This window comes from Desulfatibacillum alkenivorans DSM 16219 (genome assembly GCF_900142135.1).
Classification (GTDB): domain Bacteria; phylum Desulfobacterota; class Desulfobacteria; order Desulfobacterales; family Desulfatibacillaceae; genus Desulfatibacillum; species Desulfatibacillum alkenivorans.
Genome location: NZ_FQZU01000026.1, coordinates 1 through 17,936 on the forward strand (window position 1 = coordinate 1; position 17,936 = coordinate 17,936).

The window sequence follows — 17,936 nt, forward strand, 5'->3', positions numbered from 1 at the left end:
TCCATCGCGGGCGCCGGCATGGTGACGGGCTTCCTGGTGGACGCAACCGCGGCTACGGGCATTGACATGGACACCACGGCGGACGTGATCAACGCGACCACCCCCGCCGGCAACATTATAATAGAAGAAACCAACGACGTGTACCTGTTCAGCGTGACGGCTCCGGCCGGCACGGTGGACGTGACCACCAAGGGCGCGGGCGACGTGACCGTCGGGACCATCACGGCGGCGACCACAGTGGACCTGACCCTGGGCGGCGCGGGCGACGTGCTGGACGACGGCGATCCCTCCACCCTGATCACGGGCACGGTCCTGACCGTTGACGGACCTTCCGCAGGCGCGGTGTCCGGCGACGTGACCGTGGAAACCACGGTGGGCTCGGTGGACATCGAGGCCACGGGCGACGTGACTGTGAGAGAAACCGACGGCGTCACCCTGACCAACGTGGTCTCGGGCGGCGACGCGGAGATCACGGCCGGAAGCACTGTGACCGTGGTTAGCGTGGATGCAACGACCCGGGCGGCCATCGAATCCGGCGGCAATATCACGGGCGGCGTGATCACCTCTCCTGAGGTTGCCCTGGAAGCGGCGGGCAGCGTCACGAACATCGATCTGGGTAACAACGGCGTAACCCTGGCGGTGCTGGCCGGCGGCGATATTGAAATCGACGGAACCAGCGGCGACCTGACGGTGGGCGCGGTTGACGGCGTGGATCAGGGCCTGTCCGGCGTGATCACGGCCAAGGGCGACGTCACCCTGGACGCAGCGGCCAGCCTGAACGTGAACGCAGACATCACGGCGGGCGGCGGCACGGCCGACCTGAGCGCGCTTGGCGGAAACATCACCACGGTGGACGGGGCTGTTGTGACCGCCTCCCTGGTGGACGCGGACGCCACGGGCTCCATTGACCTGAACACGGACGCCGACACGATAGTCGCTACCTTCAGCGCAGCCGGCGTTGCGTTCATCGACGAAGCAGACACCGTGACGATCCAAAACACCACCGGCGGAACCCTGGATGTGACCATCCTCGAGGACGGGGACATCCTGGACGGCGGCGGCAATAACGTGGACACCCTGTACGCCGAGACCCAGAACGGCGACATCACGTATGTTGACGGGGACAACCTGATCGCCATGGACGTACGGGCTCAGGGAACCGGCCAGAACGTGACCCTGACGGCGGGCGGAAGCCTGGACGTGCGGTACGTGGAAGCGGCCGGCGATACGGTGAACCTGAACGCTTCGGGCGACATCTGGGACAGCACGGGAACGGGCACAAGAGACGTGTTCGCCGGCATCCTGGTGGTTGACGCCAACGCCAATGGCGACGTGAACCTGGACACCGAGGTGCACACGGCTCATGCCGCGGGCGCCAACGTGGTGAACAACGTGACCATCCGTGAAGAGACCGACCTGACGGTGGGCGCCAACGGATTTGACACGGCCAACTCCGGCTCCATCGTGATCACCACGGCCAACGGCGACCTCCTGACCGTGGGCGTGCTGGACGCGGACGGCCCCGGGACCATCACCCTGACCACCAACGGTCCGGACCGGGATATCATCCTGGGCAATGACGTGACCGGCGCCAGCGGCAGCATCATGCTGCACGCATCCGGCGGCGTGAACCAGACCGGCGGCATGGTGACCACGGACGTGGGCGTGGAAGTGACGGCCGGCGGCGCGGTAAGCCTGGCTCAGCCCGGCAACGCCATGACTGAGATCGCGGTGGATACGACCGGTACGGTGGCCATTGACGACGATGCAGCAACGGGCCTGACCGTGGGTACGGTGAACGGCGTGAGCGGCATCGACTCCAACGGCTACAACATAGACATCGACACGGCCGGCAACCTCTCCGTGGATCAGTTCATCAACGCGGGTTCGCTGGGCGACGTAACCATTAACACCATCGGCTGGGTGGCCGGCGCGGGCGACATCACAGGCAACATCATTGACGTCACGGCCACCAACGGCATTGATATAGACACTGTCGGCAATATCATCGACGCCAATGGCGGCGCGGCCGGCAACGTGGTCATCGAGGAGTTGGACGATGTGACCCTCAGGGACATCGACTCCGCGGGCAGCGTGGACGTGACCCTGCTGAACGCCGGCGACATCATCGTGAACGAGATCGACGCAGCGACCAACGTCAGCCTGCACCTGCCCAACGGCAGCGTCCAGAACGACGGAAACTCGGGCACGGATATCGCAGCGGGCTCCGCCCTGATCATTGACAACGACGCGGGCGGCGCCATCACCGGCTACGCCAACGTGGACACCACGGTGAAATCCGCGGACATCCAGGCGGTGGGCGACGTAACCATCCACGAAACCGACGGCATCATCCTGACCCAGGTGACCAGCGATGACGACGTGTACGTGGAGAACGGCTTGAACGGCGACATCTGGGTGAACACGGTGACCGGCCTGACCTCGGTGACCATCGACTCGGACGGCGCCATTGACGGAACCGGCGCCGCCCTGATCACCACGCCCACCGTGGACCTGGATGCGGACACGGGCATCGGCGCAGGGACGCCCATCAACCTGGCCACGACCACCTCGGTGGACGCGGACACGGATACGGGCGCCATTGACCTGAACAACAGCGCTGCGGGCCCCGTGACGGTGAACAGCCTGACCACGGCTTCGGGCGACATCAATTATGAAAGCACGGCCGCCGGCAACCTGCTGGTGACCCTGGCCCGGACCGACAACGGCGACATCACCATCATCAACACCGATGGCGACATCACCTTGGGCGTGGTCTCGGCCATCGGCAACGACGTGACCATCACGGCGGCGGGGTCGGGCGGCATCGACGACGTAGTCGACGAACTGGATGCGGACATCTTCGCAGCCAACGTGGACCTGAACGCGGAGGACGGCATCGGAAGCTCGGAAGCCATCGAGATGGAGATCACCAACACCATCGAGGCGGACACCACAGGAGGCGCCATCGACCTGGATAACGAAGCGTCCACCCCGGCCATGGTGACCATCACGTCCCTGACCACGGGCTCCGGAGACATCAACTTTGATCAGTACTCCAAAGAGGGTTACACCGGAACCACGGACCTGACCGTGAACCTGGCCGCGGCCGGCGGAGCAGCCGCGGGCGACGGCGACATCACCATCACCAACACCACGCCTAACGGCGACATCCTCATCGGCACGGCCGCGGGCGGCATCACGGCCCTGGGCGATACGGTGAGCATCACGGCGGCCGGGTTCATCGACGACCTGCAGGCGGAACCGGATGCGTTCCTGGACATCGACATCACGGCCACGACCATGGACCTGAACGCAGGCCTTGGCATCGGCATGAACGCCGCCCTGGAAACCGAGGCGGACTTCATCACGGCGGACACCATGATAGGCGACGTCATCCTGTGGAACGAAGCCGACAGCCGGGTGGTTGTGAACAGCCTGACCACGGGCAACGGCAATATCAACTTCTTCCAGCAGGGCCTGAACACCTACGGCATGGAAGTGGATGTGGACTTCGTGGAAGTCCGGACCGACTACGGCCACGTGTACCTGCGGAACGTGGACAACACCCCGCTGGACAACACCTACGGCAACGTGTTCATAGGCGACGTGGCGGCCTCGGAAAAGATCTGGATCGTCACCAGCGGATCCATCCTGAACCTGGATGTGGACACCACCACGGTGATCTCGGCTCCCTGGGCTTACCTGGAGGCCACCAACGGCACCATCGGCGTCTTTGAACTGCCCATTGATGTGGACGTGACCGGCGCCTTGTTCATCGAGGCCGGAGGCCTGGACGACGGCTGGCTGTCCGCCAACCTCCAGGGCCGCGACGTGTACGCCCTGTACCCGGACGAAAGAATCCCGGGCCTGGTGCTGTTCAACTCCGAAGAGCCTGGCGCAGCTCCGGGCGTGGGCGGAGTTGTGGACGGCGTGAATCAGTTCACGGACTGGTACTTCCAGGGCATCGCCCAGAACCAGGCGGTGATCGGCAACGAGATCTGGCCTTACGTCCTGCAGCTGGACGTGTTCGGCGACTCCGTCTTTGCTCCGTTCGACGACCTGTTCATGATCGAAGGCAAGGGCATCACCCCGGAAGACGACGAATAACATCAACCCAGGTCCTTGGGGCTCGCTCTCCAGGGACCTGGTTCACCCCTTTTAACTCCATGAGCCCCAGGCGGACCCCCGCCTGGGGCTCCTTTGCTTCCACGCCTGTTTATGGAATGGGCTTCAAACCGGAGCGGCCCTGTTTAATCAAGCAGGCATAAACCTTGTTAATATTATGGATTGCGCCGTTGGGATTTCTATTTGCAGGAAATGGTGCATGTTTTCACATCCTGCAGGTGAAGTCATTCACATCGCCAGCCTATGTAAAACATCGGCTTTTCTTGCTGATTTCATTGACATATGTTATGCTTAGGATTATGAATTACTTCGATTCATTCCCGGTTAGCAACTCCGATCAACGTCCTGTTGGTTGCATATAACGGTTCCCAGTCAAGGAGTGACTTGTCATGGCCAATAAAAAGATCAATGTAGAAAAACTCATTGCCGATCTTAATCCGCCTAAGTGGAAAATATGGATAACGCCTAAAGTGCGGCGGGAGGCTGCGCTTTCTTTGGGGCGCATGAAAAAGGCAGAGGCTTTTGAGCCGTTGCTCACGGCGTTGGAGGATCCCAAAGTGCAGGACGCCGCCATGGAGGCGCTGTCCAGCCTGCCGGTTCCGGGCAAGCAAGCCGCCCGGGCGCTAAAGGCAATCCTGGCTTACAGGCAGGGACTGAAAGTCCGCTTTATCGAGGAATTTTTTAATGAGGACCGCAACTCCACGACCATGAAAATGGTTGGGGACATGCCCATGACCACCATGAAGGCCGAACCGGAAGGCTTTTTGGGTGCGGCCCTTTCCATTTGGTCCCAGCTCAATCCTGACAGGGAGGAGGACCTGGACGCGGCTGCAAGGCAGGGTCTGGCGCCGTACTCCAGGAAGAAATTCAGGAAGAACATTTATATTCTGGCCAGAAACGAGATTTTTCCCACTTGGGCGGAATTGGACGTCATCAACAGCCTTTTTGAGGCGGCGGATGATATGATTGTCTCCATTGCGGGCCCGGAAGCCGTTCCCGACTACGAGCCGAAGAAGGAAGGCGACGATCGCAGCGATGCTTCCAAAGGCAAGGACGCTGAAATGGGCAAGGCGCTTTCTAATGAGGCGCTGCACGACTTTGTGGTCAAAGCCTTGGGGGCAAAAAGCGCCATCACCACGCCCATGCCGCAAATTCCTTTGATCATGGAAGGCTTTTTCAAGGAATTGAAAGAGCGTTATCCTCTTTTGGATCCTCAGGAGATATTCAAGCTCTTGTCGGGCGCTGTCAGGTTGAACTGCCACACCTGCGGCCCTTTAGCCACTGAGTACACCCAGGGTCTGCTCGGCAAGGTGGAAGAGAGCTTTGAATCGGGGACGCCCTTGGACTTGGGAGAACTCACCAATGCCTCAGCCGGCTCTTTTGCGAAGGGCCACAACCCCGGCTGCAAAGGATTTGGCGTGGAATTGACCTTTGATCCCAGCGGAATCGAGGCGCCTGCCAAAGCCATTGAAGCGCGCAGAGAAGCCGCTGAAGGCAAACCGGCGAAAGAGGATAAAGAGGAGGCCCCAGCCCCGGTAGAGGCCGCTCCTGCGCCGCCTCAACCGGAGCCTGAGATTCTGGTTGAAGAACCCGCGCCTGCGCCGTCTGCATACAATGTCCTTTACAAAGGCGAGCTTATTGAGGGCAAAACCCTGGACGAGGTAAAGCAGGGCATTGCCAAGCTCTACAAGGTGGACGCCGCTAAAGTGGAGGGCTTTTTTTCGGGCAAGCCGCGCGTGGTTAAAAAGGGCGTAAACCGGGAAACCGCGGAAAAAATGGTGGCCGCCTTCAAAAGGGCGGGGGCTAAAGCCTATTGGGAAGAAGTGTCTTAAGAATTGCGAAAAAAAGGCGCACAGTCTGGGCTGATTTCATGGCGGGCCGCCGTTTATCGTTCGTTTTTTTTGCAAAGCTGGTAAGCCTTTTGCATCAACGGCTTGGCAAGGAGGCGAATGCAATGCAAAATAATGATTTTGGAGCAGGGTTTAACAGCATGGCAAGTCAGGATATTTTGGAGTGTTTATCCGTGATCCCCATGTTTGAAGATTTGACGCACGAGCAAATGTTGGCGGTGTCCAAGCAAACCCTGTTGTTGACCGTCGAGGCGGGAGAAACGGTTTTTAGAGAGGGCGACAAAGGCGATTTTGTCTGTTTTGTGGCGGAAGGCCTGTTGGCCGTCGTGAAATCCCTGGAGGGCGGCAAGTTCGCCGAGCTTACCAGCCTGCCTCAAGGCAGCTCCATTGGGGAGATGGCGGTTATAGATGATTTTCCCCGTTCGGCCACGGTGATTGCCCGGAAGCCAAGTCAATTAATAACCATGACCAGAAGCCAATTCCATAGGGTGGTGACGGAGAATCCTGAAATAGGGATCAAGCTGCTGAAGGGCATTGCGCGGGTTTTATCCATGAACTTGCGGAAAACATCGGCTAATCTCGTTCAGCATATGCTGCCCTTATTGTGAATTGCCTGTATTATTTGTGAATTTTATCCTATATTCACTGTGAAGCGTTTCATTGCCGTAAGTGAAAAAATAGGGTTATTATGCACTCGGAAAACGGGAAGCGCTACCAACCTGATCCGGTGTCAAACTTAACAGCGCAGACCGTCCCCATCCCCTTTTGGGAAGCCCCTGAGGCAGGTTACTGGTTCCCCCAGCCTGGTTTCGGGGGCTTTTTCTATTTTATGCCCTATGCAACGGCTCCAAACAGGGCGCCCGATCAATCCTAAAGTTTTCCGCCAGGCTCTCCGAACAATATGTCAAGATCCTCCAGCCTCCCGGAGGATTGGGTTTCCAATTTATACAGAACCCCGAAACGCCTGTTGGACCCCACACAACACGAGGTTCGGGGTTTTGTTATATGGGGCGAGGCCGAGGCGCACGTCTCCTTTTGCTATATTGCACCCCAAAATCAACCAATTTTAAGTGGATGGCATCGGGATAATACAGGACAACTTCATGTGGGCTGCATCCCGCAGCCCGGGGAACCTTGCATGTACACGAGGGGTGTAGGGATTTCCTTCTGCTTGCCCGGCAAGCGTCAGGAAGGATCCCTTTGGCGCCGCATTTTTACATCGACGCCATTTGTTGACTGGCAACAGCTTTTTGTCTGGGCTTGTGCATGGGCTTGGAGCCCAAGTACATGGCATATTGTTCTGGGTCGAAAATCGCCCGCAATAAGATATGGTAGGCGACCATATCAGGTTCTTCCCTTTCACACTTCACATCCCTGTTAGGGCAAGGACCACAGTCCCAATCGGGAAGATTATGCTTGGCGGCGCTAGTGAGGCATGTGTTGTAGTATGGGCAGTCAAGGTTTCTCATAATCATCCTTTCCTACGAACACTTTCCCGGTGCGGGGGGTTAGGCCTAAAGAGGCGGATTACAAAAAAAGAACATCAAAAGCTAAAACACTTCTACGTTTGAGGGTTGTGTGGCAAGGGCGCCCAAGGGGGAAGCCGATTTTGTCTCTTTTTGCTGTCGCTTCTTTTACTTGCAAAATCAATTCCAAAACTGATGTTTTTTTTAATAAAAATAAAAATGAAGTGTTTTCGCGCGTTTTGCCGGGGCCGGTCCGATTGTGAAAAAATTCCTTTGCCCCCTTATCCCGCAAAACAGGGCATAATCCTGTCTGCCAGGACAAATGGCACATCACTGTGGCGCCTTTTTGACAAAACTTGTGGCAAAAGAAATATTTCACAAGTTGCATTTCAGATCGTTAATAGGTATAAGCATAGTGGTTAACGAAAAGGCCCCGCCCCACGATAAAAGGCCCCTGCAGCCCTATACGAGGATCTTTATGAAAGCAAAAATTATCGGTTTGTTAAAAGAGGCGACAACTCCCTTGTCCGGAGAAAAGATCAGTCAGGACCTGGGCGTATCGCGCGTGTCCGTGCATAAGCATATTAATGGACTTCGGGAGCGGGGCTATTCCATCACTGCGGGTTCTACGGGGTACACCCTGGAGGACGAAGGGGATTTTTTGTATCCCTGGGAATTTGGGGAAAGGGAGCCGCTGATTCATTTTTATGAAGAAGCAACGTCCACCATGACAATTGCCAGGGACCTGGCGGAAAGCGGCTGCCCTCATATGACCACGGTGGTCGCGCAAAGGCAGACAAAAGGGCGCGGAAGGTTGAATCGGGTATGGGACTCCCAGGATGGAGGACTTTATTTTACTGTAATTCTAAGGCCTTCTTTTCCCATCAACCAAGTTTATAAAGTCTTGTTTACAGCCTCCGTCAGCCTGGCGCAGGTGGTCAGGAATTTGACAGGCATCAACGCAACGGTAAAGTGGCCCAACGACATCCTGGTGGGCGAGAAAAAGCTGAACGGCATGCTGTCGGAAATGGCGACGCAGGATGAGTTCGTCCAGTACGTGAATTTGGGGATCGGCGTTAACGTCAACAACAATCCTTCCAAAGCGGAGCCCAATGCGGTTTCCATCCGCGATTTGCTGGGGCGGGAGTTTCCCCGGAGGAAAATACTGACCGGTTTTCTTGATAATATGGAAGAACGACTTGAGAACAAGGGCGAAGACGTAATCGCGCAGTGGAAGCAGTATACTTCCACCATCGGCCGCCCGGTGAGGATTCAGACTACCCGGGAAGTGCTGGAAGGCCGAGCCGTGGATGTAAACTCCCAGGGATCGCTGATCGTGGAGTTGGCGGACGGTGCGTTGGAGGAGGTTTTTCATGGGGACTGCTTTTATCAGTCGGGGGAGGCGCAGGAAAGTTAAGGCGCCTCAATTTTAATGCAGGCAATAAAGGGTTATTAAATATGAACGAAAATATCGGCGAAGAAAACGCCTTTTCATTCACGCAAATCCGGAACATGGTCCTGGGCGCCCTGATGGCGGCCCTGATGGCCGTCGGCGCATACATCGCCATTCCCGTAGGGCCCGTGCCCATTGTATTGCAGAACATGTTCGTCATGATGGCCGGGCTTATACTGGGGCCTTGGTGGGGCGCCGCCTCCGTGGGGATATATATGCTGGCGGGCATATTGGGCATGCCGGTTTTTTCCGGAGGCGGGGCCGGGCTGGTGCAGTTTATGGGGCCCACCGGGGGCTATCTTTTTGCGTACTTGCCCGCGGTTGTTCTTATCGGGCTTATTTCCGGCCAGGGAAAAAATTATCACGACAATCCTGCGGCGGGGGCTGTGACCAAGGCCATGGTTTATGACGTGCTCGCCATGGTCCTGGGGTCGGCGCTGGTATACGCCATCGGCGTGTCCCGATTAAAGAGCATGGCCGGTTTTTCGTGGGGAAAGGCCTGGGCGGTGGGCATGGCGCCCTTTCTTATAGGGGATGTTATAAAAATCGCCGCCAACGCCTCTTTGATCGTTGGGATCAGAAATATGCTGCGGCGTTTTAAATCGGATGAATAGCATGGCCGAGTCAGTCCTTGAGTTTAAAAAGGTCACCCACACCTTTGCCGGAGGAACAAGGGGCTTGTCCGGGGTGTCATTCAGGGCGGCGCCGGGAGAATTCATCATCCTGTGCGGAAAGAACGGTTCGGGCAAGACCACGCTTCTCCGGCACATGAACGCCTTGTCCCTTCCTTCCGAAGGAGAGGTGCTTGTGGCCGGCGTTTCCACCAGAAAGAACCCCGTTCAAGCCCGTCAGGTTGTGGGGATGGTTTTTTCGGATGTGAGAAACCAGATCGTGGGGGAGACCGTGGCGGACGACGTGGCTTTCGGGCCGGAAAACCTGGGCCTTCCCGAGGAGGAGATCAACAAAAGGGTGAAGGCGTCTTTGGAAGCCGTGGGCATGGGCCATATGGGCGACCGCCGGCCTTATTTGCTTTCCGGAGGGGAAAAACAGCGGACGGCGGTTGCCGGAGTGCTGGCCATGGAGTCCCGGGTGATCGTGTTTGACGAGCCGTTTTCCAACCTGGATTATCCGGGGGTGAAGCAGGTGCTGCAGCAAATGGTGAATTTACACGGGTTGGGCAAAACCATCATCGTGGCCACCCATGATATTGAAAAGGTCGCCGCCCACGCGGGACGCATCTTGGTCATGGATAATGGTCGCCTGGCCCTGGATTGCTCTTTGGAGGAGGCGGCCCCGGATCTGGAAAAATACGGCGTGCGAAGGCCTTGCGCCTCGCTATTCGGCCGGGAGGTCGATTCGTGGCTGGAGTAAATCTTTTTGTATACACGCCGGGCGCCACGGCCGTTCACAGGATGGACCCCAGGTTCAAGCTGGCGGCGCTTGTCGTTTTGAGCCTGGCCACGGTGCAATGCGGCCCTTACGCCGCCTTGGGGCTGTTTTTTATAGCGGCCTTCGCCGCGATCGCCGGCAAGATTCCCGCTTTTACCATGATCCGAAACGCCCAGGTGTTCCTCCTTTTTCTCGTGGGAATCATCCTGGTTCGAGGCGCCGTCACGCCGGGACCGGCTGTTTTTAACGGCGCAATTCCCTGGTTTTCGGTCAACGGACTGGAGGACGGCCTGCTTATCAGCTGGCGTTTGTTCGTGGTTTTGATCGCCAGTGCGGTTTTTACGGGCGCCACCCGGACGAGCGGGGTTTTTTCCGCGGTCAGGTGGTATTTCAAGCCCATCCCGTTCATGGACGGCGCCCGGGCGGCCATGATGCTGACTTTGATGATGCGTTTCATCCCCATCATTCTGGACGAGGCGGATTCCATCAAGGAGGCGCAAAGGTCCCGCGGCCTGGAAAACAGGAAAAATCCGGTATATCGCATCACCCGTTTGATTCCCCCTTTGATGGAGCGCACCTTCACCCGGGCTCAGGACCTTACCCTGGCCCTTGTGTCCCGGAATTTCGGCCCTAATCCCACGTCCCGCGGACTGCACGCCCGGAAAACCGACTGGCTTTACTTGCTCCTGCTTTTTAGCCTGTGCGCCGGATTGCGCGTCTTGGATTGACACCCGCCCAAAACCTGTACTACAAAGCCTTTTACTCACCATAACCGGAACAGGGAGGAATGCGTGAAGATCCTTATTGTAGGCGCGGGGGAAGTCGGTTTTCATATTGCAAGCCGTTTGGCCACGGAAAACAAGGACGTGGTCGTCATAGATAAAGACCCCAAGGCGTTGAAAAGGGTTTCAGAGCAACTGGACGTCCAGGTTTTTGAAGGATCGGGCAGCAGTCCGGAAGTGCTTCGGGAGGCGGGGATTTCCCAAAGCGACATATTGCTGGCCGTCACTGATTCGGACGAAACCAACCTGGTTTCCTGCCTGGTTTGCGATCTTCTCTCCCCAGCCACCCGCAAGCTCATACGCATCCGGGATTCGGATTACACCGATTTTACGGACCGCTTAAAGGACGATCCTCCGCATATTGACACGGTGATCAACCCGGAAGTGGAATTGGTGCGTACGGTTCAGAGGCTATTAGAGGTTCCGGGGGCCGAGGACGTGGCGGAGTTTTCCGACGGCGCCATCAAGCTGATCGGAGTGCGCCTGGACGAACTGTCTCCTTTATCCAACATGCGTTTGACCAAATTGCGTGAGGTGACCGGAGACTTTCATCTGCTCATCGCCGCTATTGTCCGGGATGAGGAGTTGATCGTCCCCACGGGCCGGGACTCCCTTTTGCGGGGAGACCTGGTGTACTTTGTAACGGACGACGCCAACCTGCACACGGCCCTCAAACTTTTCGGCAAGGAATCCCGCACTGTGAAGCGGGCCTTTATTGTGGGCGGAGGCCGCATTGGCATGCGTCTGGCCAGGGCTTTGGCGCAAAACGGCGTGTATGTGAAAATCGTGGAAGACGATCCGCAGCGGTGCAACCGGCTGGCCGAAGCCCTGAATAACGTGGTTGTGCTCAACGGGGACGGCACGGACCAGGGCTTGCTGGCCGAGGAAAACATCGAGGATATGGACGTGGTCATCACCGTGACCGGAGACGAAGAAACCAATATCCTCACCTCCCTGCTCGCCAAACGCATGGGAGTGCCCATTGCCGTCACAAGGATTAACAAATTCGGATACTTTCCCTTGACCACGGCTATTGGGATCGAGCATGTCATAAGCTCCAGGCTGTCGGCAATCAACACGATTTTAGGGCATGTCCGGCGGGGTAAGGTGCTGTCCTCCGTATCCCTCAAAGGGGAGCGCGCCGAGGTTTTGGAGGCCGAAGCTCTTGAAACCGCGGAGATTGTGGGAAAGCCTTTAAAGAGCATCAGCTTTCCAAAGGGCGCGCTGGTTATCTCCATCATAAGGGATAACGAGGTGATCATCCCCAGGGGGGACAGCGTGATTCAGCCTGCGGACCGGATCATTCTGTTATGCTCCCAACAAGCCATTCCAAAAATCGAAAAGGCCATGGCCGTCAAGCTTGAGTTCTTTTAACCAACAGGACTCGTGGAATTTCGGGGACATGGCCTTATCTCAGGAATAGTTGTTGAAATTATCAGTAATGACGCTTGAGGTAAGGATCGCGTCCCTTGAGGTTTGATATGGTCTGCGCCGATCAGAATTAGGATTATGATATGAGATGGGGCCACACATTTTCGGTTGTAGGAATTTTGCTTGTTTTTTGCGGGCTGGCCATGGCGTTGCCCATGCTGGTCGGCCTGTATTATCAGGACCAGAGCATCATTCCCCTGGCCAAAGGCATGGGGATCACGCTTCTGGTGGGCGCCATGATTTATCTGGCGGCTCCTGCCAAACAACAGGAATCCCTAAGCCATAGGGAAGGCATGGCCATTGTGGCTCTCGGCTGGGCCGCCGTTGGCGTAGCCGGCGCCCTGCCTTTTTATTTTTCCACGTCTTTTTTGGGGTTTACGGACGCAGTGTTCGAATCCGTGTCCGGTTTCACAACCACCGGATCCTCCGTGTTGTCCGACATCGAAGGCGTGCCCAAAGGGCTTTTGATGTGGCGCAGCATGATCCAGTGGCTGGGCGGCATGGGCATTATTGTGCTGTCCGTCGCCATCCTGCCCTTTTTGGGCGTTGGCGGTATGCAGTTATATAAAGCTGAAGTGCCCACGCCGGTTCCCGACAAGTTAAAGCCCCGCATCCGCGACACGGCGGTCATCCTGTGGCAGGTTTACGCCTTGTTTACGGTTTTGGAGGCCGTGCTGTTGTTTGTGGGAGGCATGAGCGTTTTCGACTCGGTTTGCCACGCCTTCACCACCATGCCCACGGGCGGCTTTTCCACGCTGAACACCTCCGTGGGGCAGTATCACAGCCCTTATTTTGAGTGGGTGATCATTATTTTCATGATCATAGCGGGCATTAACTTTTCCTTACACTTTCAGTTATTGCGGGGCAAGCCCATGGCCCTGTGGAAAGATCCCGAATGCCGGTTTTTCCTGGGCCTTGTATTCGTGCTGGTTGCCGTAATCACCCTGAACATCCACGGGAAGATATTCACCAGCCTGAACGAATCCATACGGGCTTCGGCCTTTCAGGTTTCCTCCATCATAACCACCACCGGGTACGCCACGGCCGATTACGAGCTATGGCCGGCCTTGAGCCAGCTTCTCATTATGTTTTGCATGGTGGTGGGCGCCTCGGCAGGGTCCACCGGCGGCGGCATCAAGTGCCTGCGGGTCATGCTGCTTTTTAAATACTGCTACCGGGAGTTGTTCCGCATGATCCACCCCCGGGCCGTCATCCCGGTCAAGCTGGGGGGCAGGGTGGTGCCCGAGGATGTGCTTCACAGCGTGTGCGCCTTTTTCGTTTTGTACATGGGCTTGTTCGCTATTTCGGCCCTGGTGCTTGCGGGCATGGGCGTGGACCTGGTGACCTCCATGGCCGCCGTGGCCGCCACCATCGGCAACATAGGCCCCGGGATCGGAGGCGTCGGGCCCATGGACAATTTCGCAAACATCCCTCTGGCCGGCAAATGGCTTTTGGTTTGGTGCATGCTCCTGGGCCGCCTGGAAATCTACACGGTCATCATCCTGTTCGTCCCCGAGTTTTGGAGGAAGTAGGGGTTAAACATGATTTGAATGCTGCAAAACGAGGGGCGAAATCAAGGGACGGGCGCGCTTGAACACCGAGTGTTTTCACCACGCCGATGAATGCCATAGAGGGTGAAACTCTTCCAAACGCAATGTAGCCGCAGGGCTTGCCCTGCTCTTGGCGGAGATTGTTGCCTCCGCGTAACTATCCGTCGCCTGAAACTATTTAGGGATTGATGAATCAAATTTTTTCATGGCGTCCAGGATTTTCCTTATCGTGCTTCCAGTTTTTCGGATTGTTTCGGATGTACTCCCTGGCGGCATTTAAGGATTGAGGATTTCTGATGACGTGCTCATAATAATTGCGCTGCCAAACTGGGCCGGATTTTTTCAAAAAGCGATTGATATCCAACGTAGAGATGGATTTAAAAACGCGAACAACATCACCCAATGAGTACCTTTGGTTGGCGCCCTGAGTTGATTTGATAGTTGTTCCTCCAGGCGAGGAGGCATATTCGGTGGAGTCTTTTTCGGAAAGGCAAGCCTTTCCACTATGCAGGGCAAGCCCTGCGCCTACATTGTCTCGAAAATCTTTGTTCACAGCAGAACAGGGCTGAGACATATCGTCAATATAATTCTTTTCATTTGTCGGATTTTCGGCATTCGTGGTGTATACTTGCCCTGGAAATATTAAAAATCCATGCACATGATTGGGCATAATCACGAAAGTATCTAAACGCAAATTTTGGAAACGGTCGGGCAGGGCATCCCAAATTTGTTGTACTATCTCTCCGTTCCTGTTTAGCGCCATTTTACTTTTTAAAATGCGCCCAAAAAGGTTCTTTCGAGTCCTCTCGCAAATCGTGACAAAATAGGCGCCTGGACGAGAATAATCATATCTCTTAAGGCGTAAGGAGCGGAACTTGCCTCTTTGTTGGGGATTGTCCATGGTTGTTTCTCCAACAAACTGTCAATGTTGAAGTGCTAAAACCGCTTGATATCAGATATTAAATTAATCTTCGTTAAAATAGTCCGAGTCAATTGTTTTTATTTCATATGCGGTTTTTACTGAAGTTCCGATGTTGAAGTCAATCATGAATTCAGCTAGTTGTCGCCCGTCAATGAGAACGACTTTTGAATCGATATTTTGAGAATACTCAACAGCGTCTTTAGAGAAGACTGCTGTTGTTATAAAAACCCCCTTTTTTCCCCGCTTTCCAATCAGTGCTCCGACAAATTTTTGAATTTCAGGTCTGCCAACCGTTCCTTCCCAACGCTTGGCTTGGAGATATATGGCATCAAGGCCAAGGCGGTCTTCTTTGATAATTCCATCGATGCCGCCATCGTGGCTTTGCCCCACTGATTTGCCGGCATCTTCCAAGGAACCGCCGTATCCTAATGCAATCATGAGGTCAACGACCAACTTTTCAAAAAACTGGGGCGAATTAGTCTTCAGGATATCAAGTATTTCAGAAGCCAACTCCTTTCGAATATCCTTGTATGCATTGGCCAAAATTTCCTCGGGCGTTTCAGAAATAGCTGCTTTCCCATTTTTTTCAGTTTCATTGTCTTTTGGTTTGGATAAATTGGCAGAATGAAACTCAACAAACTCCGGATATTGATTAAGCACTTTGATATCAATCCGGTCGTGCCCTTGCTGGCGCAGTTCCCTGCCTCTATCGGTAATTTTAAAATGAGCCCATTTTGTGGCCTCAAAGACTTTGGCTTGTACGAAGTAGCTCTTCGCCCAAGCGATGCGGTTATCAAATTTTCTTTGCCGTCCGCTTGGCAGAAGCTCAGACAAGTCCTCGCTGTCTAAGGAAAAGTACTCTTTCATTGCTTCCCTGGCTTCCTTCATTGAGTGTTCAGCTCCATCAGAAGCAAACTCCAGAAGCGGCTTGAAGAAAGACTGAAAGTCAGGAACAGACATGAATGCACCCCCTTGCTTAAATTATGGGCAATGAAGATTATTTCATTTCAGTATCAGCTAATCTAAGAATTATCAATGACATAAGATTTGAATAGTAGGGGCAGGCATAGGCGAGCAAGCAACAAGACAAAAGGGGAAAGCCTTTCCATCCAGGCTTTCCCCTTTGTGGTTTACGTTGAGATGGAAAAACCGCCCTTAGGTCATGGGAATGAATTCCTTTTCCCGGACCTCGTCCAGGACGATGGCGTCGGCCGGGCAGGTTACCTGGCACACTCCGCAGCCCATGCAACGGTCCGGATCCACTACGGCGGCGCCTTTGTCTTCGTCCATTTCAATGGCTTTGAACACGCATCGCTCCAGGCACAATTCGCATTCTTCGCAGGCGTCCTCGTCGATCACCGCGCAAAACCGGCTGGGGTCGTTCATGGCCCGGCCGTATTCCACCATCATGGGCATGGCCATGCAGCAGCAGCCGCAGCAGTTGCAGATAAAGTGCATGTTTTCGGCCCGGTTCATGGTCACGTGGATGAGCCCGGCTTCCTCGGTTTGCTTGATGATGTCCAGGGCTTCCTGCTTGGAGACTTTTCGGCCCGTCTCCCTTTCCAGGGCGTATCGGGCGGATTTTCCAAGCTGGAGGCAGACTTCCACGGGGCTGTCGCATTTGTGGGCGATGACGCGGCACGTGCACTTGGTCACCGCAATGTCTTCGCTGTCTTCGATCAGGTCCTTGCAGCTTTCATAGGCCAGGATCTGGGACTTGGGATTTAAAGACTGCTCCACCGGAATGATTCTGGAAAAGGGCCGGGGCATGAATTTTTCCACCATCTTGGTGTATTCCGGCCATTCCTCCTCCATGAACTTCTGCCACAGGTCGTAATACTCCTGGGTGGCGCCGTGCCATAGAATGGTGGCGTCGTGGAACTGCATGACTTCCCGGGGCATGCGGTAGACGATTCCCTGGGGCTTATAGGACTTGAAAACCAGGCCTTTTTTGAAGAAGTCCACCATTTTGTCTTCCACGGCGGAAAGATCCATGGAAAACTTGTCCGCCAACTCCTGGGCTGTGGCGGGCATGGACAGGAGCATTTCCGCTTCCTGCTCCGTGGTCATCATGGCGATAAGCCGGGGGACGATCCCTGATCCCGGGATCATTATCTTTTCTGCGAATTGCTCGTAGACGGTCTTTCCCATAAATCCTCCTTGGACTCGTTATGATGGTATGGGCCGGGCGATATGGAGCTGTCTTGCTCAAGAGCAGAAGTATGCTGCGCAGTTCGGCTGCGGCTTTCCGTAACTCGCTCCAAAGCATGCTTCAGGATTCGTTACTTGCCGAACTTCTTGTTCACCTCTCCCTTCAGCCAGTCGACGAATTCATCCAGGCCGGTATCCTTGGTGGCGCTGGTCTTGAACACAGGCATTTCAGGATGCACGGTCAGCATATTTTTCACGGCCAGGTCCGCGTCCACCTCCAGGTAGGGGACCAAGTCCATTTTATTGAGGATGGCGACGTTGCAAACCCGGAACATCAAGGGGTACTTGAGGGGTTTGTCTTCGCCTTCCGTGATGGAAAGGACCACGCCCCGGGAGTCCTCGCCGATCTCAAACTCGGCCGGGCAAACCAGGTTGCCTATGTTTTCTACGATCAGCAGGTCGATTTCCGAGAGATCCAACTCTTTGGCGGCGCTCTTGATGACATGAGCGGCCAGATGGCAGTCCCCCCCGAAATCGTCGGTGGTGATCTGAACCACAGGCGCGCCGGTGACGGAAAGACGGTCCGCATCGTTGGTGGTGCACACGTCCCCTACGATCACCGCAGCTTTGATTTCGGGCGCCAATTTTTGCAGCACTTTAGTCAGCAGGGTGGTCTTGCCCGACCCCGGAGAACTCATGAGATTAAAGACATACACGCCCTGCTGGGTGAAATAATCCCTGTTTTCCTGGGCCATTGTGTCATTGACGTCCAGGACTTTGCGTACGACTGGTATTTCCATGGTTGCTCCTTTGC

Annotated in this window: 14 protein-coding genes; 9 read left to right on the forward strand and 5 right to left on the reverse strand. The window is 55.5% G+C overall.

What is annotated here, in order from left to right; translation table 11 throughout:
• The 3 genes from BUE18_RS28020 to BUE18_RS18165 all read left to right on the forward strand — a co-directional run.
• Positions 1-4,110: beta strand repeat-containing protein (locus BUE18_RS28020; RefSeq protein ID WP_170868401.1), on the forward strand; the 4,110-nt coding region annotated here is incomplete at its 5' end.
• Between the two features lie 407 nt (positions 4,111-4,517).
• The gene (locus BUE18_RS18160) at positions 4,518-5,960 is read left to right on the forward strand and encodes a HEAT repeat domain-containing protein (protein WP_073477609.1); all 1,443 of its coding nucleotides are present in this window, start codon (positions 4,518-4,520) and stop codon (positions 5,958-5,960) included.
• Positions 5,961-6,082: 122 nt separating this feature from the next.
• Positions 6,083-6,586, forward strand: a complete 504-nt coding sequence (locus BUE18_RS18165; protein ID WP_170868402.1) for a cyclic nucleotide-binding domain-containing protein — start codon at positions 6,083-6,085, stop codon at positions 6,584-6,586.
• Between the two features lie 919 nt (positions 6,587-7,505).
• Here the strand turns inward: BUE18_RS18165 and BUE18_RS27585 are convergent.
• Positions 7,506-7,832 (reverse strand): hypothetical protein, encoded by a 327-nt coding sequence (locus tag BUE18_RS27585; protein ID WP_170868403.1) that lies wholly within the window; start codon positions 7,830-7,832, stop codon positions 7,506-7,508.
• A gap of 90 nt (positions 7,833-7,922) precedes the next feature.
• Here BUE18_RS27585 and BUE18_RS18180 point away from each other — a divergent pair, with 90 nt between their 5' ends.
• From BUE18_RS18180 to BUE18_RS18205, 6 genes are all read left to right on the forward strand, one after another.
• Positions 7,923-8,861, forward strand: coding sequence for a biotin--[acetyl-CoA-carboxylase] ligase (locus BUE18_RS18180; protein ID WP_073477674.1), 939 nt, complete (start codon positions 7,923-7,925; stop codon positions 8,859-8,861).
• A gap of 41 nt (positions 8,862-8,902) precedes the next feature.
• Positions 8,903-9,511: a biotin transporter BioY gene (locus BUE18_RS18185; protein ID WP_073477611.1), complete on the forward strand. Its 609-nt coding sequence runs from the start codon at positions 8,903-8,905 to the stop codon at positions 9,509-9,511.
• 1 nt (position 9,512) lies between these two features.
• Positions 9,513-10,268, forward strand: coding sequence for an energy-coupling factor ABC transporter ATP-binding protein (locus BUE18_RS18190; RefSeq protein ID WP_073477612.1), 756 nt, complete (start codon positions 9,513-9,515; stop codon positions 10,266-10,268).
• On the forward strand, positions 10,256-11,014 hold the full coding sequence (locus tag BUE18_RS18195) for an energy-coupling factor transporter transmembrane component T family protein (protein WP_073477613.1): 759 nt from the start codon (positions 10,256-10,258) through the stop codon (positions 11,012-11,014). The genes BUE18_RS18190 and BUE18_RS18195 overlap by 13 nt, the downstream gene beginning before the upstream one ends.
• A gap of 63 nt (positions 11,015-11,077) precedes the next feature.
• Positions 11,078-12,442, forward strand: coding sequence for a Trk system potassium transporter TrkA (trkA, locus tag BUE18_RS18200; RefSeq protein ID WP_073477614.1), 1,365 nt, complete (start codon positions 11,078-11,080; stop codon positions 12,440-12,442).
• A gap of 140 nt (positions 12,443-12,582) precedes the next feature.
• A complete protein-coding gene (locus tag BUE18_RS18205) occupies positions 12,583-14,031 on the forward strand; it encodes a TrkH family potassium uptake protein (RefSeq protein WP_073477615.1) in 1,449 nt (482 codons plus the stop codon).
• A 211-nt stretch (positions 14,032-14,242) separates the two neighbouring features.
• On the opposite strand, the gene BUE18_RS18210 is transcribed toward BUE18_RS18205, so the two are convergent.
• The 4 genes from BUE18_RS18210 to hypB all read right to left on the reverse strand — a co-directional run bounded on the left by BUE18_RS18210 (position 14,243) and on the right by hypB (position 17,922).
• Positions 14,243-14,950, reverse strand: coding sequence for a transposase (locus BUE18_RS18210; RefSeq protein ID WP_073477616.1), 708 nt, complete (start codon positions 14,948-14,950; stop codon positions 14,243-14,245).
• Between the two features lie 63 nt (positions 14,951-15,013).
• Positions 15,014-15,931: a restriction endonuclease gene (locus BUE18_RS18215; RefSeq protein WP_073477617.1), complete on the reverse strand. Its 918-nt coding sequence runs from the start codon at positions 15,929-15,931 to the stop codon at positions 15,014-15,016.
• 195 nt (positions 15,932-16,126) lie between these two features.
• Positions 16,127-17,122: an ATP-binding protein gene (locus BUE18_RS18220; protein WP_073477618.1), complete on the reverse strand. Its 996-nt coding sequence runs from the start codon at positions 17,120-17,122 to the stop codon at positions 16,127-16,129.
• Between the two features lie 131 nt (positions 17,123-17,253).
• Positions 17,254-17,922, reverse strand: coding sequence for a hydrogenase nickel incorporation protein HypB (hypB, locus tag BUE18_RS18225; RefSeq protein WP_073477619.1), 669 nt, complete (start codon positions 17,920-17,922; stop codon positions 17,254-17,256).
• Positions 17,923-17,936 lie beyond the last annotated feature (14 nt).

Coding starts and splice junctions, on each gene's coding strand:
- BUE18_RS18160 (WP_073477609.1), top strand. CDS start 4,518: ATGGCCAATAAAAAGATCAATGTAGAAAAACTCATTGCCGATCTTAAT.
- BUE18_RS18165 (WP_170868402.1), top strand. CDS start 6,083: ATGCAAAATAATGATTTTGGAGCAGGGTTTAACAGCATGGCAAGTCAG.
- BUE18_RS27585 (WP_170868403.1), bottom strand. CDS start 7,832: ATGCAACTTGTGAAATATTTCTTTTGCCACAAGTTTTGTCAAAAAGGC.
- BUE18_RS18180 (WP_073477674.1), top strand. CDS start 7,923: ATGAAAGCAAAAATTATCGGTTTGTTAAAAGAGGCGACAACTCCCTTG.
- BUE18_RS18185 (WP_073477611.1), top strand. CDS start 8,903: ATGAACGAAAATATCGGCGAAGAAAACGCCTTTTCATTCACGCAAATC.
- BUE18_RS18190 (WP_073477612.1), top strand. CDS start 9,513: ATGGCCGAGTCAGTCCTTGAGTTTAAAAAGGTCACCCACACCTTTGCC.
- BUE18_RS18205 (WP_073477615.1), top strand. CDS start 12,583: ATGAGATGGGGCCACACATTTTCGGTTGTAGGAATTTTGCTTGTTTTT.
- BUE18_RS18210 (WP_073477616.1), bottom strand. CDS start 14,950: ATGGACAATCCCCAACAAAGAGGCAAGTTCCGCTCCTTACGCCTTAAG.
- BUE18_RS18215 (WP_073477617.1), bottom strand. CDS start 15,931: ATGTCTGTTCCTGACTTTCAGTCTTTCTTCAAGCCGCTTCTGGAGTTT.
- BUE18_RS18220 (WP_073477618.1), bottom strand. CDS start 17,122: ATGGGAAAGACCGTCTACGAGCAATTCGCAGAAAAGATAATGATCCCG.
- hypB (WP_073477619.1), bottom strand. CDS start 17,922: ATGGAAATACCAGTCGTACGCAAAGTCCTGGACGTCAATGACACAATG.